This window comes from Acinetobacter seifertii (assembly GCF_016064815.1).
GTDB classification, from domain to species: Bacteria; Pseudomonadota; Gammaproteobacteria; order Pseudomonadales; family Moraxellaceae; genus Acinetobacter; species Acinetobacter seifertii.
In genome coordinates this window covers 4,016,863-4,040,075 of record NZ_CP065820.1, presented here as the reverse complement: position 1 = coordinate 4,040,075, position 23,213 = coordinate 4,016,863, and the positions used below count along the sequence as shown (strand labels likewise).

Annotated in this window: 18 protein-coding genes, 2 tRNA genes and 3 rRNA genes; 8 read left to right on the top strand and 15 right to left on the bottom strand. The window is 42.2% G+C overall.

Features of this window, described 5'->3' with window-relative positions:
• Window positions 1-260: 260 nt before the first annotated feature.
• The 6 genes from I8T81_RS18695 (at window position 261) to I8T81_RS18670 (ending at window position 6,059) form a co-directional block, all read left to right on the top strand.
• A 16S ribosomal RNA gene (locus I8T81_RS18695) occupies window positions 261-1,798 on the top strand.
• A 59-nt stretch (window positions 1,799-1,857) separates the two neighbouring features.
• Window positions 1,858-1,934: transfer RNA gene (locus I8T81_RS18690), tRNA-Ile, on the top strand.
• A 55-nt stretch (window positions 1,935-1,989) separates the two neighbouring features.
• Window positions 1,990-2,065: transfer RNA gene (locus tag I8T81_RS18685), tRNA-Ala, on the top strand.
• A gap of 340 nt (window positions 2,066-2,405) precedes the next feature.
• A 23S ribosomal RNA gene (locus I8T81_RS18680) occupies window positions 2,406-5,296 on the top strand.
• Window positions 5,297-5,479: 183 nt separating this feature from the next.
• Window positions 5,480-5,594: ribosomal RNA gene (gene rrf, locus I8T81_RS18675) — 5S ribosomal RNA — on the top strand.
• Together the 16S, 23S and 5S rRNA genes with 2 tRNA genes alongside form the textbook arrangement of a ribosomal RNA operon.
• 153 nt (window positions 5,595-5,747) lie before the next feature.
• Complete coding sequence (locus tag I8T81_RS18670) at window positions 5,748-6,059, top strand: ankyrin repeat domain-containing protein (protein WP_198071842.1); 312 nt, start codon at window positions 5,748-5,750, stop codon at window positions 6,057-6,059.
• Window positions 6,060-6,101: 42 nt separating this feature from the next.
• On the opposite strand, the gene I8T81_RS18665 is transcribed toward I8T81_RS18670, so the two are convergent.
• The 5 genes from I8T81_RS18665 to ribF all read right to left on the bottom strand — a co-directional run bounded on the left by I8T81_RS18665 (window position 6,102) and on the right by ribF (window position 11,684).
• The gene (locus I8T81_RS18665; RefSeq protein ID WP_198071841.1) at window positions 6,102-6,644 is read right to left on the bottom strand and encodes an NADPH-dependent FMN reductase; all 543 of its coding nucleotides are present in this window, start codon (window positions 6,642-6,644) and stop codon (window positions 6,102-6,104) included.
• A gap of 132 nt (window positions 6,645-6,776) precedes the next feature.
• On the bottom strand, window positions 6,777-7,259 hold the full coding sequence (locus I8T81_RS18660) for an FKBP-type peptidyl-prolyl cis-trans isomerase (protein WP_004884037.1): 483 nt from the start codon (window positions 7,257-7,259) through the stop codon (window positions 6,777-6,779).
• Window position 7,260: 1 nt separating this feature from the next.
• Window positions 7,261-7,791, bottom strand: a complete 531-nt coding sequence (gene lspA, locus I8T81_RS18655; protein ID WP_001133879.1) for a signal peptidase II — start codon at window positions 7,789-7,791, stop codon at window positions 7,261-7,263.
• Entirely contained in the window at window positions 7,784-10,621 is a 2,838-nt protein-coding gene (gene ileS, locus I8T81_RS18650; RefSeq protein ID WP_198071840.1) for an isoleucine--tRNA ligase, read from the bottom strand. The genes lspA and ileS overlap by 8 nt, the downstream gene beginning before the upstream one ends.
• A 61-nt stretch (window positions 10,622-10,682) precedes the next feature.
• Entirely contained in the window at window positions 10,683-11,684 is a 1,002-nt protein-coding gene (ribF, locus tag I8T81_RS18645) for a bifunctional riboflavin kinase/FAD synthetase (RefSeq protein WP_004706131.1), read from the bottom strand.
• Window positions 11,685-11,892: 208 nt separating this feature from the next.
• Here ribF and I8T81_RS18640 point away from each other — a divergent pair, with 208 nt between their 5' ends.
• Both I8T81_RS18640 and I8T81_RS18635 read left to right on the top strand, forming a co-directional pair.
• Window positions 11,893-13,026, top strand: a complete 1,134-nt coding sequence (locus I8T81_RS18640) for a TDT family transporter (RefSeq protein ID WP_198071839.1) — start codon at window positions 11,893-11,895, stop codon at window positions 13,024-13,026.
• 81 nt (window positions 13,027-13,107) lie between these two features.
• Complete coding sequence (locus I8T81_RS18635) at window positions 13,108-13,674, top strand: 5'-methylthioadenosine/S-adenosylhomocysteine nucleosidase family protein (RefSeq protein ID WP_198071838.1); 567 nt, start codon at window positions 13,108-13,110, stop codon at window positions 13,672-13,674.
• Between the two features lie 36 nt (window positions 13,675-13,710).
• On the opposite strand, the gene I8T81_RS18630 is transcribed toward I8T81_RS18635, so the two are convergent.
• The 10 genes from I8T81_RS18630 to I8T81_RS18585 all read right to left on the bottom strand — a co-directional run bounded on the left by I8T81_RS18630 (window position 13,711) and on the right by I8T81_RS18585 (window position 23,165).
• Window positions 13,711-14,331, bottom strand: a complete 621-nt coding sequence (locus tag I8T81_RS18630) for a TetR/AcrR family transcriptional regulator (protein ID WP_004706123.1) — start codon at window positions 14,329-14,331, stop codon at window positions 13,711-13,713.
• Window positions 14,332-14,592: 261 nt separating this feature from the next.
• On the bottom strand, window positions 14,593-15,393 hold the full coding sequence (locus I8T81_RS18625) for an ABC transporter ATP-binding protein (protein ID WP_004706121.1): 801 nt from the start codon (window positions 15,391-15,393) through the stop codon (window positions 14,593-14,595).
• Window positions 15,394-15,406: 13 nt separating this feature from the next.
• Window positions 15,407-16,204, bottom strand: coding sequence for an aliphatic sulfonate ABC transporter permease SsuC (ssuC, locus tag I8T81_RS18620; RefSeq protein WP_004706119.1), 798 nt, complete (start codon window positions 16,202-16,204; stop codon window positions 15,407-15,409).
• The gene (ssuD, locus tag I8T81_RS18615; protein ID WP_198071837.1) at window positions 16,201-17,376 is read right to left on the bottom strand and encodes an FMNH2-dependent alkanesulfonate monooxygenase; all 1,176 of its coding nucleotides are present in this window, start codon (window positions 17,374-17,376) and stop codon (window positions 16,201-16,203) included. Before ssuD ends, ssuC begins: the two co-directional genes overlap by 4 nt.
• 27 nt (window positions 17,377-17,403) lie before the next feature.
• The gene (locus tag I8T81_RS18610) at window positions 17,404-18,387 is read right to left on the bottom strand and encodes a sulfonate ABC transporter substrate-binding protein (RefSeq protein WP_151761052.1); all 984 of its coding nucleotides are present in this window, start codon (window positions 18,385-18,387) and stop codon (window positions 17,404-17,406) included.
• 71 nt (window positions 18,388-18,458) lie between these two features.
• Window positions 18,459-19,427, bottom strand: coding sequence for a sulfonate ABC transporter substrate-binding protein (locus I8T81_RS18605; protein WP_039249239.1), 969 nt, complete (start codon window positions 19,425-19,427; stop codon window positions 18,459-18,461).
• A gap of 333 nt (window positions 19,428-19,760) precedes the next feature.
• Complete coding sequence (gene argA, locus I8T81_RS18600; RefSeq protein ID WP_019457895.1) at window positions 19,761-21,116, bottom strand: amino-acid N-acetyltransferase; 1,356 nt, start codon at window positions 21,114-21,116, stop codon at window positions 19,761-19,763.
• 120 nt (window positions 21,117-21,236) lie between these two features.
• Window positions 21,237-21,566 (bottom strand): RcnB family protein, encoded by a 330-nt coding sequence (locus I8T81_RS18595; RefSeq protein WP_019457896.1) that lies wholly within the window; start codon window positions 21,564-21,566, stop codon window positions 21,237-21,239.
• A 224-nt stretch (window positions 21,567-21,790) separates the two neighbouring features.
• Window positions 21,791-22,201 (bottom strand): RcnB family protein, encoded by a 411-nt coding sequence (locus tag I8T81_RS18590; RefSeq protein WP_039249236.1) that lies wholly within the window; start codon window positions 22,199-22,201, stop codon window positions 21,791-21,793.
• Between the two features lie 217 nt (window positions 22,202-22,418).
• Window positions 22,419-23,165, bottom strand: coding sequence for a YciK family oxidoreductase (locus I8T81_RS18585; RefSeq protein WP_019457898.1), 747 nt, complete (start codon window positions 23,163-23,165; stop codon window positions 22,419-22,421).
• Window positions 23,166-23,213 lie beyond the last annotated feature (48 nt).

The window sequence follows — 23,213 nt, the reverse complement described above, 5'->3', positions numbered from 1 at the left end:
CGCGATACACGAGAATATCTTAGCTTACAGGGTTGAGATAAAAGCTTAGTATTGTGTCGATTCTGTCTCTGACGAAGAGCAGAAAAATCATTAAGAGAATTGAAGAACAACTTGTGTGGATTTTTACTGATTGATTAATCGAAATAATTTTCATTGATTGATTGGTTTAAATTACTCGAAGTTTATTTGAGCGAAATTTAAGTCAGTAATTGATGAGCCAGAATTGGCACCTTGTCTTTAAATAAGGTGCAAAATGATTTTAACTGAAGAGTTTGATCATGGCTCAGATTGAACGCTGGCGGCAGGCTTAACACATGCAAGTCGAGCGGAGAGAGGTAGCTTGCTACTGATCTTAGCGGCGGACGGGTGAGTAATGCTTAGGAATCTGCCTATTAGTGGGGGACAACATCTCGAAAGGGATGCTAATACCGCATACGTCCTACGGGAGAAAGCAGGGGATCTTCGGACCTTGCGCTAATAGATGAGCCTAAGTCGGATTAGCTAGTTGGTGGGGTAAAGGCCTACCAAGGCGACGATCTGTAGCGGGTCTGAGAGGATGATCCGCCACACTGGGACTGAGACACGGCCCAGACTCCTACGGGAGGCAGCAGTGGGGAATATTGGACAATGGGGGGAACCCTGATCCAGCCATGCCGCGTGTGTGAAGAAGGCCTTATGGTTGTAAAGCACTTTAAGCGAGGAGGAGGCTACTTTAGTTAATACCTAGAGATAGTGGACGTTACTCGCAGAATAAGCACCGGCTAACTCTGTGCCAGCAGCCGCGGTAATACAGAGGGTGCAAGCGTTAATCGGATTTACTGGGCGTAAAGCGCGCGTAGGCGGCTAATTAAGTCAAATGTGAAATCCCCGAGCTTAACTTGGGAATTGCATTCGATACTGGTTAGCTAGAGTGTGGGAGAGGATGGTAGAATTCCAGGTGTAGCGGTGAAATGCGTAGAGATCTGGAGGAATACCGATGGCGAAGGCAGCCATCTGGCCTAACACTGACGCTGAGGTGCGAAAGCATGGGGAGCAAACAGGATTAGATACCCTGGTAGTCCATGCCGTAAACGATGTCTACTAGCCGTTGGGGCCTTTGAGGCTTTAGTGGCGCAGCTAACGCGATAAGTAGACCGCCTGGGGAGTACGGTCGCAAGACTAAAACTCAAATGAATTGACGGGGGCCCGCACAAGCGGTGGAGCATGTGGTTTAATTCGATGCAACGCGAAGAACCTTACCTGGCCTTGACATAGTAAGAACTTTCCAGAGATGGATTGGTGCCTTCGGGAACTTACATACAGGTGCTGCATGGCTGTCGTCAGCTCGTGTCGTGAGATGTTGGGTTAAGTCCCGCAACGAGCGCAACCCTTTTCCTTATTTGCCAGCGAGTAATGTCGGGAACTTTAAGGATACTGCCAGTGACAAACTGGAGGAAGGCGGGGACGACGTCAAGTCATCATGGCCCTTACGGCCAGGGCTACACACGTGCTACAATGGTCGGTACAAAGGGTTGCTACACAGCGATGTGATGCTAATCTCAAAAAGCCGATCGTAGTCCGGATTGGAGTCTGCAACTCGACTCCATGAAGTCGGAATCGCTAGTAATCGCGGATCAGAATGCCGCGGTGAATACGTTCCCGGGCCTTGTACACACCGCCCGTCACACCATGGGAGTTTGTTGCACCAGAAGTAGCTAGCCTAACTGCAAAGAGGGCGGTTACCACGGTGTGGCCGATGACTGGGGTGAAGTCGTAACAAGGTAGCCGTAGGGGAACCTGCGGCTGGATCACCTCCTTAACGAAAGATTGACGATTGGTAAGAATCCACAACAAGTTGTTCTTCATAGATGTATCTGAGGGTCTGTAGCTCAGTTGGTTAGAGCACACGCTTGATAAGCGTGGGGTCACAAGTTCAAGTCTTGTCAGACCCACCATGACTTTGACTGGTTGAAGTTATAGATAAAAGATACATAACTGATGATGTAAGCTGGGGACTTAGCTTAGTTGGTAGAGCGCCTGCTTTGCACGCAGGAGGTCAGGAGTTCGACTCTCCTAGTCTCCACCAGAACTTAAGAGAAGTTCGGATTACAGAAATTAGTAAATAGAGATTTCGGTCTTAGTTTATTAACTTCTGTGATTTAAGTATCACGGTATTAAGCATGACCTGACGAAGGCGTGTTTATTCATTAACAGATTGGCAAAATTGAGTCTGAAATAAATTGTTCACTCAAGAGTTTAGATTAAGCAATTAATCTGAATGAATTGAGAACTAGCAAATTAACTGAATCAAGCGTTTTGGTATATGAATTTAGATTGAAGCTGTACAGTGTTTAAGTGCACAGTACTCTAAACTGAAATGTTGAAGTTACTAACTTGTAGGTAACATCGACTGTTTGGGGTTGTATAGTCAAGTAATTAAGTGCATGTGGTGGATGCCTTGGCAGTCAGAGGCGATGAAAGACGTGATAGCCTGCGAAAAGCTCCGGGGAGGCGGCAAATATCCTGTGATCCGGAGATTTCTGAATGGGGGAACCCACCTACTTTAAGGTAGGTATTGCAACATGAATACATAGTGTTGCAAAGCGAACGAGGGGAAGTGAAACATCTCAGTACCCTTAGGAAAAGAAATCAATTGAGATTCCCTCAGTAGCGGCGAGCGAACGGGGATCAGCCCATTAAGTTATGTGTGTTTTAGTGGAACGCTCTGGGAAGTGCGAACGTAGAGGGTGATATTCCCGTACACGAAAGGGCACACATAATGATGACGAGTAGGGCGAGGCACGTGAAACCTTGTCTGAATATGGGGGGACCATCCTCCAAGGCTAAATACTCCTGACTGACCGATAGTGAACCAGTACCGTGAGGGAAAGGCGAAAAGAACCCCTGTGAGGGGAGTGAAATAGATCCTGAAACCGCATGCATACAAGCAGTGGGAGCCGACTTGTTCGGTGACTGCGTACCTTTTGTATAATGGGTCAGCGACTTATATTCAGTAGCGAGGTTAACCGTATAGGGGAGCCGTAGAGAAATCGAGTCTTAATAGGGCGTTTAGTTGCTGGGTATAGACCCGAAACCAGGCGATCTATCCATGAGCAGGTTGAAGGTTGGGTAACACTAACTGGAGGACCGAACCCACTGTCGTTGAAAAGCCAGGGGATGACTTGTGGATAGGGGTGAAAGGCTAATCAAGCCTGGTGATAGCTGGTTCTCCCCGAAAGCTATTTAGGTAGCGCCTCGGACGAATACCATAGGGGGTAGAGCACTGTTTCGGCTAGGGGGTCATCCCGACTTACCAAACCGATGCAAACTCCGAATACCTATGAGTACTATCCGGGAGACAGACTGCGGGTGCTAACGTCCGTAGTCAAGAGGAAAACAATCCAGACCGCCAGCTAAGGCCCCAAAATCATAGTTAAGTGGGAAACGATGTGGGAAGGCATAGACAGCTAGGAGGTTGGCTTAGAAGCAGCCACCCTTTAAAGAAAGCGTAATAGCTCACTAGTCGAGTCGGCCTGCGCGGAAGATGTAACGGGGCTAAAACTATGTGCCGAAGCTGCGGATTTGACATTAGTCAAGTGGTAGGGGAGCGTTCTGTAAGCCGATGAAGGTGTATTGAGAAGTATGCTGGAGGTATCAGAAGTGCGAATGCTGACGTGAGTAACGACAAAACGGGTGAAAAACCCGTTCGCCGAAAGACCAAGGGTTCCAGTCCAACGTTAATCGGGGCTGGGTGAGTCGACCCCTAAGGCGAGGCCGAAAGGCGTAGTCGATGGGAAATTGGTTAATATTCCAATACTTCTGTGTAATGCGATGAGAGGACGGAGAAGGTTAAGTCAGCCTGGCGTTGGTTGTCCAGGTGGAAGGATGTAGGTATGTATCTTAGGCAAATCCGGGGTACTCTATACTGAGATCCGATAGCAAGCTGTACTTGTACAGTGAAGTGGCTGATACCATGCTTCCAGGAAAAGTCTCTAAGCTTCAGTTACACAGGAATCGTACCCGAAACCGACACAGGTGGTCAGGTCGAGTAGACCAAGGCGCTTGAGAGAACTCTGCTGAAGGAACTAGGCAAAATGGTACCGTAACTTCGGGAGAAGGTACGCTGTTGTTGGTGATGGAACTTGCTTCCTGAGCTGATGACAGCCGCAGAAACCAGGCCGCTGCAACTGTTTATTAAAAACATAGCACTCTGCAAACACGAAAGTGGACGTATAGGGTGTGATGCCTGCCCGGTGCTGGAAGGTTAATTGATGGGGTTAGCGTAAGCGAAGCTCTTGATCGAAGCCCCAGTAAACGGCGGCCGTAACTATAACGGTCCTAAGGTAGCGAAATTCCTTGTCGGGTAAGTTCCGACCTGCACGAATGGCATAATGATGGCGGCGCTGTCTCCAGCAGAGGCTCAGTGAAATCGAAATCGCTGTGAAGATGCAGTGTACCCGCGGCTAGACGGAAAGACCCCGTGAACCTTTACTGCAGCTTGACACTGAACTTTGACCTTACTTGTGTAGGATAGGTGGGAGGCTTTGAAGTTGGAACGCTAGTTCCAATGGAGCCGTCCTTGAAATACCACCCTGGTAATGTTGAGGTTCTAACTCTGTCCCGTTATCCGGGACGAGGACCGTGTCTGGTGGGTAGTTTGACTGGGGCGGTCTCCTCCTAAAGAGTAACGGAGGAGTACGAAGGTGCGCTCAGCGTGGTCGGAAATCACGCGTAGAGTATAAAGGCAAAAGCGCGCTTAACTGCGAGACCCACAAGTCGAGCAGGTACGAAAGTAGGTCTTAGTGATCCGGTGGTTCTGTATGGAAGGGCCATCGCTCAACGGATAAAAGGTACTCTGGGGATAACAGGCTGATACCGCCCAAGAGTTCATATCGACGGCGGTGTTTGGCACCTCGATGTCGGCTCATCTCATCCTGGGGCTGAAGCAGGTCCCAAGGGTATGGCTGTTCGCCATTTAAAGAGGTACGCGAGCTGGGTTTAGAACGTCGTGAGACAGTTCGGTCCCTATCTACCGTGGGCGCTGGAAATTTGAGAGGATCTGCTCCTAGTACGAGAGGACCAGAGTGGACGAACCTCTGGTGTACCGGTTGTGACGCCAGTCGCATCGCCGGGTAGCTATGTTCGGAAGGGATAACCGCTGAAAGCATCTAAGCGGGAAGCCTACCTCAAGATAAGATTTCCCTAGGAATTTATTCCTCTAAAGAGCCGTTCGAGACTAGGACGTTGATAGGTTGGATGTGGAAGCATAGTGATATGTGAAGCTGACCAATACTAATTGCTCGTGAGGCTTGACTATACAACACCCAAGCAGTTGTATATAAAGCATCAATCGATTCATAAATCGACAAACAAACTTGATTTAGTTATTCCTCTAGATAAAATGAACAACTAAAGTCAGATTCAATCAGCCCAATCTGTAAAGATTTGGAAAACGCTTCGGCAATCAATAAGACCAAAGCAAGTATCCATAAACAGTTGTGCTGGCGACCATAGCAAGAGTGAACCACCTGATCCCTTCCCGAACTCAGAAGTGAAACCTCTTAGCGCTGATGGTAGTGTGGGGTTACCCATGTGAGAGTAAGTCATCGCCAGCTCATTATTCCAAACACCCCGGTCTCGAAAGAAACCGGGGTGTTGCTTTATGGATAATAAAAAAATAAAGATAAAAAATACCTCTAAGAGAACATTTGTACAGGTGCTCTGTTTCAGAGATATAATGAAGAAGCTTTTAATTTTGGCATGATCTCGTGAAATTTAATTCTTTCTCTCAATTACCTGAAGATAATGAAGAACTTTCTCTTCCAGAGTTGATCTATTGGGCATCTTTAGGTGATCTAGAGCAAGTAAAACAATTATTAATAGATGGAGAAGACCCTAATCAGACTGATGGTGAAGGGTATAGTGCTTTACAAGCAGCAGCTGAGAATGATCATTTAGAGATAGTGAAGCTCTTGGTAGGAAAAGGTGCGCAAGTTGCTTATAAAAGCGAATACACAGCACTACAGTTAGCAGAAATGGCTGGTAATACAGACGTAGTGAATTATTTAAAAAGTTTATAAAATTAAAAAGCCCCTTTTATTGGGAGAGGCTTTTTATTCAATTTAAGACAAATAATATTTTTGTAGCTTTTCAACAATTGATTGAAGACCTTTTACTTCAAACTCATTGGCTTCAAACTTTTCATCTTTATTGCGTTTAAAGATATCTCGTATTTCTATTACAGCATTTGGGTCAATAATACTTAAACTTGAGGTGACTTGGCGTATTTGGCTAATAGAGCGAGAGCCATTTGTTGAGCCATAGCCAATAAATGAGGCTGGTTTACCGCTCCATTCCTTACCTACATAGTCGAGTGCATTTTTTAAAGCTGGGCTGTAACCGTGGTTGTATTCTGGGCTAATAAAGATAAAAGCATCTGCTTGAGCAATTTTGTTTGCCCATTCTTGTTGTTTAGGTTGATCATAAATTCCGGTAGCGGGTGGGTGAGAGCCTGAAAACAGAGGTAAATCCCATTCTTTTAAATCGACTACTTCGGTTTGGAAATCTTTTAGACCCAATGTTGGAATCGTTGATTCTACCCAATTGGCAATTTTAATTGCTGTACGTCCTTCACGAACACTTCCCACGACAATATAGACCAGCATATATTTTTCCTAAGGATTTTTATCTTTATAACTTAATTCATTACATAGGACGTGAGAATATAGAATTTGTAAGGATTCTTATGTTATGCATAAAGATTAAATAATAAAAAAGCCCTCAATCGAGGGCTCTTTTTACATCAACTTGATGCCTTGCTGGCCAGCTGGAGTTACTTTGAATATCTCTACTTCAAAAGTAATATTTTTGCCAGCTAAAGGATGGTTGAAATCAATTTCAGTAATATCATCATTCACTGACTTCACGACACCAAATAAAGTTGCTTTTGCTTTATCTTCAAATTCGATCATGTGACCAGGAATAGGTCGTTGTTCGAATTTAACCGTATCAAAAGTTTGTATATTTTCCGGATTCCAAGGACCAAAAGCATCTTCTGGTGGAAGATGTACTGTACGTCGGTCACCTGCACGTAAGCCGAATAAGGCTTTCTCAAAACCTGGTAACAAGTTACCGTCACCAATAGTCAAGCTAACAGGTTCTTCACGGCTACGTGTATTGTCAATTTCTACGCCATTTTCAAGAGCAACAGAAAAGTGTAGGTCAACTTTAGAACCGTCAGTAATACGAATTTCTTCATTAGGTTGAATAATTTCGGTCATATTATGCATCCGAATTTTTAGGTCTTTGCTTCTCAAGGAAGAATGTATCGATGAGTAGCAAAATGGTACCTAGAGTAATGGCACTGTCCGCAATATTAAAAGCTGGAAAGTGATGATTTTGGTAATAAACATGAATGAAATCGACCACATAACCTAAAGTAATACGGTCAATTAAATTACCAAGTGCTCCACCTAAAATTAAAGCGATAGCTACAGGTAGCACCACCATTTTTTTAGGCATGCGCAGCAACCAAAATACAAAAAGTATTGAAACTAAGCCTGCCAAAGATGTGAAGAAATAGCGTTGCCATCCCCCCGCATCAGATAAAAAGCTAAAAGCTGCACCATAGTTATGTAATAGTGTCCAGTTTAAAAATGGAAGCACAGGTACAGGATCTGCATAGTTCAGATGTGTACTTGCGATCCATTTTGTCCATTGATCCAACACAATGGCAAGGACAGAAAGTCCAAGCCAAATGAGGTTGTGCGGATAAAACTGGAATAAGCCTTTTTTAGCTTGTGAATTAGGCATATTTTCTCACTTCGCCACGACCAGTGACGTTCACAATACAACGACCACATAAACCAGGATGATCGGCGTGTGTATTTACATCAGGAAGGACGTGCCAGCAACGTGCACATTTTTCACCTTCAGCTGCAGATACTTGTACACGTAAGCCTTCCATTTCAGTTGCTTCACCTTGTTCAGCAAATGGATGTACTACTACTTGCGAAGTAATAAGAACAAAACGGAGCTCATCAGCCAGTTGGTTTAAAACTGTTTGTAATGATTCATTTGCCCAAAGTTCAACTTTGGCTGAAAGATTACTACCGACAAGTTTAGCGTTACGAGCTGCTTCAATCTGTTTATTTACTGCAGATTTTACGCTAATCAATGTTTGCCAGTCTGATTCAGAAAGTAAGTTTGCTTTTGATGAAACAGGTAGGTCATACCATTCAGCTGTAAATACATACTTTTCAGTTTGTTCTGGGATAAGTGGCCAAGCTTCTTGAGCTGTGAAGCTTAGAATTGGGCTCATCCAGCGAACAAATGCTTGTACGATATGGTAAAGCGCTGTTTGTGCAGAACGACGTGCTTGTGAGTCAGCTTTAGTAGTGTATTGACGGTCTTTGATGATGTCTAGATAGAAACCACCTAAGTCATTGATACAGAAGCTTGTTAATGCACTACACACGACATGGAAGTTCATTTCTTCATATGCAGTGATAATAGTTTGTTGTACTTCATTCGCACGTTGCAAGATGTATTGATCAAGAGCGATAAGATCATCTACTGCTAAAGCATCTGTACTTGGTTTGAAACCATTTAAGTTTGCAAGCAAGAAGCGTAGCGTATTACGAATACGACGGTAGCTATCACTTACACGGCTAAAGATTTCTTTTGATGCTGCGATTTCATAGCGATAGTCGCTAGACGCTACATATAAACGTAAACCGTCAGCACCAAGTTGTTTGATGATTTCTTCAAGCGGGATATAGTTGCCTAAAGATTTCGACAATTTTCGGCCATTTTCATCCACTGTAAAACCATGTGTTAACAAGGCTTTGTATGGCGCGCGGTTATGAATTGCCATAGACGTTAATAAAGAAGATTGGAACCAGCCACGGTGTTGGTCTGAACCTTCTAAATATAAGTCAGCAGGGCTTTCTAATTCTTCACGTTGCTCAAGTACCGCATAATGTGTTGTACCAGAGTCAAACCATACATCTAGCGTATCGCGAACCGCATTGTACTGTTCAGCATCTTCACCAATGAAGTCTTTTGCATCACGGTTAAACCATGCATCGATACCTTCTTGTTCGATAAGTTTTGCAACTTCTTCGATGAGTTCCGGCGTACGAGGGTGCAATTCATTCGTATCTTTATGAACGAAGAAAGGAATTGGCACACCCCAAGTACGTTGACGTGAGATACACCAGTCTGGACGACCTTCGATCATTGATTCAATACGGTTTTTACCCCAGTTCGGTACAAACTCGATATCGTTTTCAATGGCGTTAAGCGCACCTTCACGTAAACCTTTTTGATCCATGCTGATAAACCATTGTGGTGTAGCACGGAAAATAATAGGAGTTTTATGGCGCCAGCAGTGTGGGTAGCTGTGTTTAATCGGTTGATGAGCCCATAAGCGGCCTACAGCACCTAAAGCTTCGATAATCTTTGGATTAGCTTTATAGATGTGCTCACCAGCGAAGATTGGTGCGGTTGGTAAGTAAACCCCATTACCACCCACTGGGTTTTCAACTTTAAGGTTGTATTGAAGACCTACTTTATAGTCGTCTGCACCGTGGCCAGGAGCAGTGTGTACAGCACCTGTACCGCTTGTTGCGATAACGTGTTCACCTAAAATAACCGGAACTTGGCGATCGGTAAGTAAAGGGTGTTGTAAAGTAAGGTTTTCAAGAGCTGAACCAGTAAAGTCAGCTAAAATAACTGGGTTTTCAAGCTTGTAACGCTCAATTGCAGAAGCAACTAAGTCTTTAGCAAGAATAAAGTTTTGCTTACCACGCTCAGTCGTTACTTGTACTAATTGATATTCAATTTCGGCATGCAATGCAACTGCTTGGTTCGCTGGTAATGTCCAAGGTGTTGTGGTCCAGATCACGATGTCTGTTGGGTCTTGAACATCTACATTTACACGGGCGCTTAAATCTTTTAAATCTACAACGCCAAAACCAACGTCAATTGCGTCAGATTTTTTATCTTCGTATTCAACTTCAGCTTCAGCAAGTGCTGAGCCACAGTCCATACACCAGTTCACTGGCTTTAAGCCCGGCTGGATATGACCATTTTTTTGGATCAAACCTAGAGCACGAACGATATCGGCTTCTTGTTTGTAGTTCATGGTGAGGTAAGGATTATCCCAATCACCTAAAACACCAAGACGTTTAAAGTCAGCACGCTGTAAATCAATTTGTTTTAGCGCATATTCACGGCAGAGTTTACGGAAAGTCGCTGCATCAACTTTTTCGCCTACTTTACCTACTTTTTCTTCAACTTTTAGTTCGATTGGCAAGCCATGACAGTCCCAACCCGGAACATATGGCGCATCGAAACCAGCCAAAGTACGGCTTTTGACGATGACGTCTTTGAGTACTTTGTTAACAGCGTGACCCAAGTGAATTGTACCGTTCGCATATGGAGGGCCATCATGTAAAATATATTTTTTCTTACCAATACGCGATGCACGAATCTGCTGATAAATGTTGTCGGTATACCACTCTTCTAACCATTTCACTTCACGTACTGCCAAATTTGCTTTCATTGCAAATTCAGTATCCGGCAGGTTTAGCGTGGCTTTGTAGTCCACTGCATTTTCAGTAGTTTGCTTATCGCTCATGCAAGTTGTCTTCCAGTTTAATCAGCTTGGGAGCCGACATGTTTTACAATCAAAATTCGAATTAAAAAGGAAATTGTGTCGTGTCGTTACGATATTGTCGTAATTGTTGCACGTCATTATCAATTCCTGCCTTAAGTGCCTCAAGCGAAGGGTAGTTCAATTCACCATGAAGATAGTGAAGAAAAGTCACCCGCATAAATAAGCCATACAGATTAGCAGAAACATCAGGGAAATGTACTTCTAATCTCCACTCTGGATGTTGTTGCTGAATGGCTGGGCGAGTACCGACATGACCTGCACCATAAAGGCTATTTTCATGATATCCGGCAATTCCTGGCTTTTCAGGGTCATCCTGAAGCACTTTTTGAGTTAGCGAAGTTGTTTCGCAAATGACTTCAACGCCATAAATACCATTTAAACAAGGCTTATGGCGGTTGAGACGGACATTAATCGTTGGAAAATCTAAAGTTCGTCCAATTTGGTCGCCATATTGAACTCGTCCAGTAATACTGTACGGACGGCCTAATAATTTAGCTGCTAAAGCGAGATTACCCACTTGAAGCACTTGGCGAATACGAGTTGAACTGACGCGTTCACCTTCGAGTTCAATCGTATGTAAATTTGTGACTTGAAAGCCGTAATTTCTTAAAAATTCGCTGTTGCCTTGACGGTCTTTACCGAAATGAAAGTCATCTCCTAAAACCAAAGCCTGCGCATTTAATTTGTCTTTTAATAAATCTGCGAATTCTGATGCGCTCATGCTACGGAAATGCTGGTCAAATTTGGCAACCGCAATGTAATCCACCCCAAGTTCAGCGAGGTATTCAACTTTTTCTCGTAATGAATTAATACGAGGTGGGGCATCGTAGCCTTTAAAGAACTCAAGCGGTTGTGGCTCAAAAATCATGACCAATGTTTTTAAGCCTTGTGCTGCAGCAATTTTTTTGAGTTGAGCAATCATCGCTTGGTGACCTAAATGGACACCATCAAAATTACCAATAGTTACCGCTGTTTGCGGCAACTGGAAATTGGGCGATAACGCATTAAGACGAAGCAGTTTCATGAACTTAAAATATGGCTATTTTTGCAAGGGCTATATATTGCCATAATCTCACAGATTCGTCTTGTTGTTGTGTTTTTACTCAGGTATTTTTCAATATGAATATCTTTTATATCTAAAAAACTGATGAATTAAATAAAAATAAATCAATTTTTCTTATTATTAATTTATCCTACTATAGCTTCATCCACTCTTTGACTAGAGACTCAAGATGAAAAGACCCTTTTACCAATTAAATCAAAGTAAAGATGTTATACGGCATTTTACCCCAAATTGGTTTACAGCAACTATGGGTACTGGTGTGGTGAGTATGATTTTAATTCAGCTTCCATTTGCCAAATCATTTTTATTTATGCTGGCGACGCTGTTATGGCAATTTAATATTGTTCTATTTAGTGTTTTTTCAGGTCTTTATTTATTGCGGTGGTTTCTTTTCCCTCATGAAGCGAAGCAAGTATTTAATCATCCAAATATGAGCTTGTTTTTAGGCGCTATACCGATGGGGCTCGCAACCATATTAAATGGCTTTTTAAGCTTCGGTGTCGGGCTTTATGGTGAAGTAGCAATCCATATTGCTCAAGCTTTATGGTACGTCGATGTATTTTTAGCACTCGCAATTGCGTGGATCGTGCCGTTTTGCATGTTTAGCCGTCAGAACCATCAGCTACATACCATGACTGCAATCTGGCTTTTACCTGTCGTTGCTTGTGAAGTAGCAGCAAGCTCTGCGGGCATGTTGGTTGCACACTTACCAGCAGATTTGCATAGCTTTCATTTATTAATGGCGGGCTACGTACTTTGGGGAATTTCTGTTTTACCTGCATTCGCTATTTTGACCATTTTAATGCTGCGTATGGCTTTGCATCAGTTACCGGAAAAAGAAGTCGCAATTTCTAGCTGGTTATCTTTAGGTCCAATTGGAACAGGTGCGTTAGGTCTATTGTTGCTAGGTGAACAGGCAAAAAGAGTGACGCCAAATGTAGGATTTGACCAGTTTGCCAATGTATTTCAAGCATTAGGCGTGGTAGGCAGTTTGGTACTGTTAGGCTTTGGGTTATGGTGGCTAGGTCTTGCGATATTAACAACGCTTCGTCATGCAAAAACAGGTATTCCGTTTAACTTGGGATGGTGGGGCTTAACCTTTCCACTTGGTGTGTTTATTTTGGCTTTATTTAATTTAGGGCATCAGGTTGAAGTTGTATTTTTACAGTATGTTGCAGTGGCACTTAGTGTTTTATTATTAGTGATGTGGAGCGTTGTAATGAAGAAAACCTTAGCCGGAGCCTATAGTGGGCAACTGTTCTTCTCTCCATGTTTAATCACCTTACAACAAAAAATGCAGTAATAGTGAAAAGGTGCAAAAAAGCTTTTGCACCTGATTTATACTTATTTTCTAATTTATTTAATTTTGATTTGAGCTTTTTGAATGAACAAAGATATCGCTTTAATTATGGCACTTCCTAATGAATCTAAAGGTTTATTTGAGCAAGCAGGTATTCAAGTCCATTATAGCGGTATCGGTAAAATCAACGCTGCCTTTAAAGCATTTGAAGTTATTCAAAAAACAGGCTGTAAAACTCTAATTAACTTAGGTTCGGCAGGAAGTTCATCTTTTAATCGACATGATTTGGTCGAAGTAAAAACTTTTGTGCAACGTGATATGGATGTTTCACCATTAGGGTTTGAAGTCGGTGTAACGCCGTTAGATGAGCACTTACCTGCTGAAATTCATCTTCAATCACATTTTTCTGATTTACCAAAAGGCATTTGCGGGACAGGGGACTCATTTGAAACGGGTCAGCCGAAAGTCGCTTGTGATGTGGTGGATATGGAAGGGTATGCCTTAGCCAAAGTTTGCCATAAGCTAGGTGTACGCCTAATTTCAGTCAAGTATATTACTGATGGCGCAGATGATACCGCTCATTTAGATTGGGAAGAAAATTTATTATTGGGCGCGCAAAAACTCTTGGCTCTTTATCAAAATCATTTCTAAAAAAAAGATCGGCAAATTTGCCGATCTTTTTTTGTTTTAACGAGGGATTACGCCGTAGAGCATGAGATGTACTGTATGCTCAATCGAGCGTTGGAACATACTGCGGTTTCGCAACGTTTTTCCAGTCACCATTTCCATTTGCGTGGCAAAATCGGCATAGTTTTGTGTAAGACCCCAAATATTGAGTATTAACAGTTCAGGATCGATATCTGGGGAAATTTTACCTTCTTCCTGCCATGTCTGAATAACCTTAGCTTTGCGCTTAAATAGCTTTTTCAAAGGCCCTTTCAGTATAGGTAAGATGTGGGGTGCCCCTTGGATAATTTCCAAAGCAAATAGTCGCGAAGCTTTTGGTTGGCTACGCGAAAGTTCGATTTTTTGTATTAGGTAGTGAGACAAAGCTTCGGCTGGTTCTAACTCAGCTTCTAAGGTTTGTAAGGGAGCAAGCCATTTTTGTAAAACTGTGGTCAGCACTTCCACATATAAAGACTCTTTATTTTCATAGTAATAGAAAATATTCGACTTATGCATGTCAGCGAGTTGGGCAATTTCATCCAGACTTGCACCACTGAACCCATATAGTGAAAACACATCAAGGGCGGCAGCAAGAAGCTGATTGCGCTTTTGAGTACTCTTCTTTTGTTCCATTTGCTGCATAAATTAAAAAGATAGTGCTCCCATTGTAAGGTAAATCGTTTGATTTGTGCACAGGTGTCTCACTTTTTTAGTGAAAAAACGGATAGTTATTTGAGCAATAGATATACTATTGTGCAAAAAATAGAGAGATTCACTAGTTTATTGTTATTCTTAAAAATATTTTTTTATATTCGCCCCAAAAAAGAGCAATAAATCATCAGTTTTATTGCTCGTTAATTGGACATTTTGTAGTTGAAATGGTTCTCATTACTCATCTCAGCTTTAAGTTGCTAAAACAGCATCAAGTACTTGTTGTTCAAGCTGGGCAAAAGTTATGCTCTTTTTACGCGGACGTGGCAAATTCACTTGGAAACTTTGGGCAATTTGGCCCTTATCTAATAGGATAATACGGTCGGCCAGTTGTACTGCTTCACTTACATCGTGTGTGACCAAAATGGCAGTAAAACCTTGCTCTTTCCATAAACGTTCAATCAAGCTTTGCATCTCAAGACGGGTGAGCGCGTCTAATGCACCTAACGGCTCATCTAACAGTAAAATACGTGGAGTATGAGATAATGCGCGAGCTAGCGCTGTACGCTGGCGCTGGCCACCTGAGAGCTGTGAAGGCCACTGTCCCGATTTTTCTTTTAAACCCACCTTTTCCAGTAATTCTTCTGCCAAAGCATGTTGTGATTTTGGTAGTCCAAGTTGAACGTTTTGAAGAATATTTCGCCAAGGAAGTAAGCGTGGGTCTTGGAACATAACCCGAATGTCATCGTTAGTAATGCCTTCGCGTAAATGTCGCGCAGATTTAAATTTAATTTCTCCGAAACTTGCTTTTTCAAGTTGGGCAATTAAGCGTAGTAACGTACTTTTACCGCAGCCACTACGACCAACGATCGCTAAAAATTCGCCCGGTTGAATATGCAGATTAAGATCTTCAAGAACTTTCACCTCACCATAAAACTTGTAAAGCTGTTCAATCAGAATCTCTGCACCTACGACAGGTTCTTGTGACTCTGGATGATTTTCTGGAATGAGCTCTACGTCATTCTGATTAATATTTAAATTCAGATTTGTCATATTTTAAGCTCCCTTATTTTTGATAACCAGCGTGCCAACGTAGTAAATAGCGTTCCAAAATTTGTGCTAAAACATCGGCTAACTTGCCTAATAGGGCGTAAAGAAGAATACCGACCAGAACCACATCTGTTTGCAAAAACTCTCGTGCATTCATGGTCATATAACCAATACCTGCTTGCGCTGAGATCGTTTCAGCCACAATGAGTAATACCCAAACCAAACCTAAGGCAAAACGTAGACCCACTAAAATAGAAGGCATTGCACCTGGTAGAATAATTTCTTTGTAGAGCTGCCAGCGGGAAAGCCCATAGCTTTTACCCATCTCAATCAATTGTGGGTCGACTGAACGAATTCCATGATAGGTGTTGATATAAATTGGGAAGAAAACACCGACAGCAACTAAAAACAATTTTGCTGTTTCATCAATACCAAACCACAAAATCACCAGCGGAATAAGCGCAAGAGCTGGGATATTACGAATCATCTGTAAGGTTGTATCGAGTAGGGTGGAGGCGAAACGCGAAGACCCATTGAGCAGACCTAATAGCAAGCCTAAACCACCGCCTACTAAAAGCCCAAGCAATGCACGACCAGCACTTACTTTAACGTGATGCCATAGTTCGCCACTCACCAAAAGATGCCAAAAAGCTGAAATGACAGCACTTGGAGCAGGTAAAATACGGCTTTCTAAAAGACCCGAACTTGAGGCAATTTGCCAAACAACCAATAGAACAATTGGGAAAATCCAGGGCAGCAAACGCTGCCCGATTTGTTTTGTTCCACGTGAAACAATATTTACATCTTGGCTCATGCAGACTCCTTGACGGAACTATTTTGCTTCTTCTCGTCTGGAACATAGTTGTTGGCAATAATTTCACCGAATGGACCAGTTAAATTTGGCTGAGCAAGTTTAGCGCGAGTTTCAACTGGTAATAACGGGAATACTAACTCTGCAAAACGGATAGACTCTTCAAGGTGTGGATAGCCTGAGAAAATAAAGGTGTCAATACCAAGGTCTGCATACTCCTGAATACGAGCAGCAACTGTCTCTCGGTCACCTACAAGTGCCGTACCTGCACCACCACGGACTAAACCAATACCAGCCCAAAGGTTTGGAGAGACTTCTAGCTTGTCTCGGTTGCCGCCGTGTAGCGCTGCCATCCGTTGTTGGCCTACCGAGTCCATTTGTGCAAATTTTTTCTGTGCCGCGGCAATAGTTGCATCGTCGAGATATTGAATAAGTTCGTTCGCTGCGGCCCATGCTTGTTCGTTGGTTTCACGAACAATGACATGCAAGCGAATGCCATAAGTTAATTTACGGCCTTTAGCCTCTGCTTTTGCACGAACATGCTCGATCTTTTCTTTCACGGCCGCTGGCGGTTCACCCCAAGTGAGGTAAGTGTCTACTTGCTCCGCTGCAAGGTCGACAGCGACATCTGAAGAACCGCCGAACCAAAGTGGTGGGTAAGGCTTTTGGACAGGTGGGTAAAGTAGTTTTGCATCATCTACTTGTAGGCGTTCACCGTGGAATGTAAAAGCTTCACCCGTATGTGAACGCGTCAAAATTTCACGCCAGATTTTTACATATTCGTTGGCAGTTTGATAACGCGTTGAGTGATCTTCATATAAACCGTCACCACGCAGTTCGGCTTCATCGCCACCAGTCACTAAGTTAAGTAGCACACGACCATTCGATAAGCGGTCAAATGTTGCAGCCATACGCGCAGCTAAAGCTGGTGTGGTTACCCCCGGACGTAACGCAACTAAAAACTTAAGGTGCTGAGTTGCATCAATCAGGCTCGCCGCCGTAATCCACGGGTCTTCACATGAACGGCCAGTTGGAATAAGTACACCCTCATAGCCCAAATTATCTACTGCCACAGCAATTTGCTTCATATAGGCATGGTCAACCTGACGAGCGCCTTTACTTGTACCTAAATAGCGACTATCACCGTGGGTAGGAATAAACCAGAAAATTTTCATGTGCATTACCTATATGTCTATATGAAATTACTTCGCACCCCAAACAGCTTGTTTAATGCTGATTGGTTTTGGAATGATGCCTTGTTGAGTAAAGATGTCTGCAAGCTGCTGTTGTTCAGCAATCACTTTGCTGTTAAGAGGAGCTGCTGCTGATGGACGTGGACGACGTTTAATGAATAAATCACTAGTTGCAGGTTTTAAGCCTGTACTTTGGCCAATCGCACTTGCTGTTTCTGCTTGATGGCTTTGAACCCATTTGTCAGCTTGATTAATCTGTTTGATGAGTTCAGGAACAGCTTTTGGATATTGCTTAACAAAATTTGGAGCGGCTAAATAAAAGGTATAGTTCGGGCTTAGACCTTTACCAGATGCAAGAACACGAGCTTGGTCTTCTAATTGTGCTGAAGCGTAGTAAGGGTCCCAAATTGCCCATGCATCAACGGCACCTTTTTGAAATGCTGCGCGCGCATCGGCAGGTGTGAGCCAAATTGGTGTAATGTCGCTCCATTTTAAGCCCGCTTTACGCACAGCCTGTACGAGCAAGTAATGTGAACTGGAACCTTTTTGCAATGCAATGCGTTTGCCTTTAAGGTCTTTAAGCTGGGTGAGCTGTGAGTTTTTAGGAACTAAAATTGCTGACGCCAATGGCTTAGCTGCTTCATAAGCAATGTAATATAAAGGCTTGCCCGCTGCTTGAGCATAGACTGGCGGGGTGTCTCCAGTAACGCCAACATCGAGTGAGCCAACAGCCAAGGCTTCTAAAATTTGAGGGCCAGCCGGGAACTCGTTCCAAGTGATCTTGGCATTTGGAAATTCTTGTTCAAATAGTTTTTGTTGCTTGGCAATCGCGAAGTTAATCGAGCTTTTTTGAAAACCGATACGCAGTTCTTTTACGGTTGGGTCAATTGCCCAAGCAGGTGCAGCAATCGTTAAACCTAAGACAGCGACTGCGCTAAAGCGCTTAACTAACTGAGTCCACTGACTCTTATTAAATAATGACTGATGTTGCATATAGATATCCTTGTTCCCTTAAGGCAAGGCACAGCATTTATATCGTTATTTAAGCTGTGCCAAAGCTGGGTTTATTTCAGTTTTAAAATGGCATCTTGAATGGTGAGCTTGTTTGGAATGAGCTTTTGCGCATAAAAGGCATCGGCTACATACTGTTGTTCTTGAGCGACCTTGTCAGATATTGGCTGAACACCAAAACCCATTCGCGAAATAGAAGTTTTGAGTACATCAAACTCAAGTGCCGTAGGTTTTTCGAGTAGCTTGGCCGCTTCATCTTGATGCGTGCTGACCCATTCAGTAGTCTGATTTAGCGTTTGCACAACAGTGTTGAGTACTTTGGGATTACTTTCTGCAAATTTACGATCAGCTAAGTAAAACTGATGATTGCTCACCAAGTTTTCACCTGTTGCTAAAACACGAGCCTGAATTTGATGTTCAGCTGCTGCAAAGAACGGGTCCCAAATGACCCATGCATCGACAGCGCCTTTTTCAAAAGCAGCACGTGCGTCTGATGGCGGTAAATAAACTGGTTGAATATCACTTAAGCTTAAGTTGTTGGCTTCTAGAACTTTCAATAATAGGTAGTGAACATTCGAACCCTTATTCAGTGCGACACGTTTGCCTTTTAAATCTTGAATAGAGTGAATAGGAGAGTCTTTTTGTACCAATAATGCTTCTGCTTTTGGTGCAGCCGGTTGGTTTGCAACATAGACTAAGTTTGGATTGGCTGCTTGAGCAAAAATAGGTGGTGCTTCACCTGCCTCACCCAATGAAACGCTTCCGACATTTAGACCCTCAAGTAATTGAGGACCCGCAGGAAACTCGACCCATTTCACTTGTACACCTTGGTCTTTTAGTGCTTTTTCCAAGTCACCACGAGCTTTTAAAATAGGAAGGATGCCATATTTCTGGTATCCAATATTTAGAGTTGTGGTGGTCTGTTCCTCTTTTTTGGCACAACCACCTAGCATCATCACTCCCGCAAGGCCGGCAGCAATGACTAAATATTTTGCCCATGAAGTGGAATTAAAAAGTGCCATGTGGTTTCGTGCTCCCCGAAAGAGAAAAAGAAAAATAATTGGATGAGCAGATACCCTAAAGGGATTTTTATTTCATAAAAAATAAGTATTCGGTCTTTATTTATACAAAAAAAAGCTAAAAACTTTCGGCGATAAACTTATGCAAAAAAAAGATTTATTAAACAGAATAATATTTAGAAAATGGTGTTTAAGTTTTTGTAAATAAAATGAAAAATATGGAATGAAGAAAATTTAAAGATTTAAAAAAAGTACAACCATACATTAATGGTATGTATGGTTGTACTTTTGGGACTAAGCTTATCTGAAATAAGAATATCTTAAAAAATGCAAAGACTAGGGAAGCAGTTTTTTAAACACTAAAGAATTTCTTTGATAGTTATATAGTGCCTGACGGGCATTTGGTAATTCATCAACAGTGACTTGATGGAAACCATGTTCTAAAAACCAATGAGCAGTTCGTGTTGTTAAGACAAATAATTGACGAATGCCTTGTTGTTTGGCCTTTTCTTCAAGGAATTGCAGAATTTGGCTACCACGATTTGATTTGCGATAACTTGGGTGTACTGCTACACAAGCAATTTCTGCCGAACGAGTTTCATTAAATTCAGTTGGAATTGGATAAAGAGCAGCACAAGCCAAAATCATACCGTCTCGTTCAATAACCGCAAACTGGCTAATTTCCTGCTCTAAACGTTCACGCGAACGATAAACCAAAATGCCTTCTTCTTCTAACGGGCGCAATAAATTCATTAAGCCACCCACATCTTGAATATGGGCTGTGCGAACTTCTTCATAGTGCGCATCGGTAATCATGGTACCCACACCGTCACGGGTGAAGAGTTCTTCAATGAGCGCGCCATCATAAGCATATGAAATTAAATGAACACGGTGAACACCCGATAAAGATGCCTTTTTTGCTTCTTGTAAATGTAGAGTTAGGGTGGGGCTACTGGTCTGGTATTGCTGAATATAGTAATCAAGCTGATGCGGGCTCAATTCACGCAATAATTGTCCTTCTTCATTAAGCAAACCTTGTTGTTCACCTAAAAAGATTAATTTGTCTGCTTTTAAATAGGTCGCAGTTTTCGTTGCAACTTCTTCAGCTCTTAAATTAAATACTTCACCAGTGGTTGAATAACCAGTTGGGCCCAGTAAAACAATATTATCGTTATCGAGATGACGCTCAATCGCGTCGGTATCTATGGAACGAACTTCACCCGTAAGCTGAAAATCCATTCCATCACGAATACCATAAGGTTTAGCTGTTACGAAATTACCTGATACAACATCTATTCGAGCGCCGTACATTGGAGAATTAGCCAATCCCATAGATAACAGTGCTTCAATTTCTAACCGAATAGATCCCACAGCACTCATGACACAGCCTAATGATTCGCGTGTTGTAATACGACTGTTATCATAAAAAGGTGTTTCGATACCTTTATCTTTAAGGTTTTGATTAATTTGTGGACGTGCGCCATGGACTAAAATTAAGCGGATACCAAGTGAATGCAATAAAGCAATATCATGAATAATATGTTCGAAATTAGGATCGCGGACGGCTTCACCGCCAAACATTAATACAAAAGTTTTATCGCGATGGGCATTAATATAAGGTGCTGAGTGTCGGAACCAATGTACATAATGTTGGGTGTTATTATGTGATTTCTCTAAAGACTTAGTTGGCATACCGATCTCGAATCAACAGCAAAAAGATATAAAGATGATTCTAAACAAAAAAGCTTAAAGTCGCATGTTTTAGATATAAAAACACCCAAATTAGATTTGGGTGTCTGATATTTTGTTAAATTAACGAATCACTTTAATGATTTTATGGCTTTGTTCATTTACCAGTACATAGTTACCATTCACTTTATACCATTTTTGAAAACGCCCTGGCTTGGTCAGTTTCTGGTGTGAGCGGTAGTCAACTGCATAACGTGGGTGCTGATATTCACGGGGTACAACTTGACCTGCTCGCCAGTCATTACGATGGTCGTCTTTTTTAATCACTTTAACTGTTTTTACTTCATGGTTTGGGTAATTACCATGACGATCATGGTCATTTGGAGCAGCCATTGCTGTTGTTGCGATTAAACCACTCATTGAAAGAACAATTGCTGTTGTTAGTTTTTTCATCATGAACCTCGAATGATCAATTAAATTTCGATAATTGAAGATTAGTGAATAATTAAAGATAAATCGTGAAGACTAAGAACGATAAATGTGAAAACTTTCTATGAAATAAGAAGAAATTTAGAATATATGAATTTTTATTATCTAATTGATATATAAAATAAAAAAGGATGAAGCCGATGGGCTTTATCCTTTTTTACTAACTGATGAGTGAGGAGCTATCAGTTTTATAAACCACGAATGCTAACAATACTGTTAGAGTCTGTGTCGACTAAAATATAGTCATTGTTAATTTTATACCATTGCTGGTTACGGTCTGGTTTAGGCAAGTTACTGTCTCTATAGTCGACCTTATAGCCATTGCCGCGATAATGCTGTGGCATGACATAACCTGGCTGCCAGCGATGTTGTTTTAGACGCTCAAAACCACGTTCTTCACGCATACGGCGTTCATCGCGAAAACGATCTTCATCATCGTCACGGTCATATTTGTGTCCACGATCATTCCATTCACCACGAGGCCCACCTTTAGGCCCTTTCTGGCCATGTCCTCGGTCAAATGGAGGATCAGCAAAGCTTGCCATACTAGTAGTCAGTACGGTTATGCAAAGAGTTAAGGTAGTGAACAACTTTTTCATGATGCATCCTCGTTTACATCTGATGTCTCTCATGGTGAATACTCTACGCGTAAAATGCAGAGAAACTGTGAAGATCATTTAATGCTTCAATTAAAATTACGGATAGATCCAGAGTTTTTATCAATAATAAAAAAGGCTTGTATATATCTTTTCAGGTATAGCCAAGCCAGATGTGATGATCGGCCGTAATGTATTTTAGCTTTTCATCTATAGTTATTTAATCCTGAGCATCAATACTTTGTCCATTGAGCGCCAAACTATCTTCACCCATTAAATAAAGATAAGCCGGCATAATCGACTCAGGTGTCAATAATGTTTTTGGATCTTCTTCAGGATAGGCTTTTGCACGCATTGCAGTGCGTGTTGCACCAGGGTTAATGCAGTTAAAGCGGATATTTGGATAGGTATGCTCAGCTGCAAAAATTTTACTTACAGCTTCAATCGCAACTTTAGACACTGAATACGCGCCCCAGAGTGCACGTGCTTCGCGACCTACGCCAGAGCTGGTAAATACCACAGAAGCGTTATCTGATTTTTGTAAAAGCGGGAGTAGGGCTTGAGTAAGAGCAAAAGGCGCACGTAAATTTACTGACATTACATCATCCCATACTTCTGTTGGATAATGTGCCAGTTCTACTCGATCACCTAAAATGCCGGCATTGTGCAAAATACCGTCCAGACGTCCAAATTGCTTTTCGAGAGTATTTACTAAAAAGTCATAATCACGATCAGAAGCACTCGAAAGTTGTAACGGTAAAATTGCAGGCTGAGGAGCGCCTAAACCTTCAATTTCATCATAAATTACTTCAAGTTTATTTAAGGTTCTACCATGCAAAACCACAGTTGCGCCGTGTAAAGCATAACTGAGGGCTGCAGCTCGCCCAATTCCATCACCTGCACCAGTGATTAAAATAATTCGATCTTTGAGAAGATCTGGACGAGGTTGATATTCTGAATATTTCATTGGTAAACCTCCTTCTTTTTATATTGATATAAATAACTGTTAAAAAAG

Excerpts from the sequence above, each read along its gene's own strand:
- I8T81_RS18585 (WP_019457898.1), bottom strand. The coding sequence starts at position 23,165 with ATGAAATATTCAGAATATCAACCTCGTCCAGATCTTCTCAAAGATCGA.
- ileS (WP_198071840.1), bottom strand. The coding sequence starts at position 10,621 with ATGAGCGATAAGCAAACTACTGAAAATGCAGTGGACTACAAAGCCACG.
- argA (WP_019457895.1), bottom strand. The coding sequence starts at position 21,116 with ATGCCAACTAAGTCTTTAGAGAAATCACATAATAACACCCAACATTAT.
- I8T81_RS18640 (WP_198071839.1), top strand. The coding sequence starts at position 11,893 with ATGAAAAGACCCTTTTACCAATTAAATCAAAGTAAAGATGTTATACGG.
- I8T81_RS18660 (WP_004884037.1), bottom strand. The coding sequence starts at position 7,259 with ATGACCGAAATTATTCAACCTAATGAAGAAATTCGTATTACTGACGGT.
- ribF (WP_004706131.1), bottom strand. The coding sequence starts at position 11,684 with ATGAAACTGCTTCGTCTTAATGCGTTATCGCCCAATTTCCAGTTGCCG.
- I8T81_RS18595 (WP_019457896.1), bottom strand. The coding sequence starts at position 21,566 with ATGAAAAAACTAACAACAGCAATTGTTCTTTCAATGAGTGGTTTAATC.
- I8T81_RS18625 (WP_004706121.1), bottom strand. The coding sequence starts at position 15,393 with ATGACAAATCTGAATTTAAATATTAATCAGAATGACGTAGAGCTCATT.
- lspA (WP_001133879.1), bottom strand. The coding sequence starts at position 7,791 with ATGCCTAATTCACAAGCTAAAAAAGGCTTATTCCAGTTTTATCCGCAC.
- I8T81_RS18630 (WP_004706123.1), bottom strand. The coding sequence starts at position 14,331 with ATGCAGCAAATGGAACAAAAGAAGAGTACTCAAAAGCGCAATCAGCTT.
- ssuD (WP_198071837.1), bottom strand. The coding sequence starts at position 17,376 with ATGAAAATTTTCTGGTTTATTCCTACCCACGGTGATAGTCGCTATTTA.
- I8T81_RS18635 (WP_198071838.1), top strand. The coding sequence starts at position 13,108 with ATGAACAAAGATATCGCTTTAATTATGGCACTTCCTAATGAATCTAAA.
- ssuC (WP_004706119.1), bottom strand. The coding sequence starts at position 16,204 with ATGAGCCAAGATGTAAATATTGTTTCACGTGGAACAAAACAAATCGGG.
- I8T81_RS18605 (WP_039249239.1), bottom strand. The coding sequence starts at position 19,427 with ATGGCACTTTTTAATTCCACTTCATGGGCAAAATATTTAGTCATTGCT.
- I8T81_RS18610 (WP_151761052.1), bottom strand. The coding sequence starts at position 18,387 with ATGCAACATCAGTCATTATTTAATAAGAGTCAGTGGACTCAGTTAGTT.
- I8T81_RS18590 (WP_039249236.1), bottom strand. The coding sequence starts at position 22,201 with ATGAAAAAGTTGTTCACTACCTTAACTCTTTGCATAACCGTACTGACT.
- I8T81_RS18665 (WP_198071841.1), bottom strand. The coding sequence starts at position 6,644 with ATGCTGGTCTATATTGTCGTGGGAAGTGTTCGTGAAGGACGTACAGCA.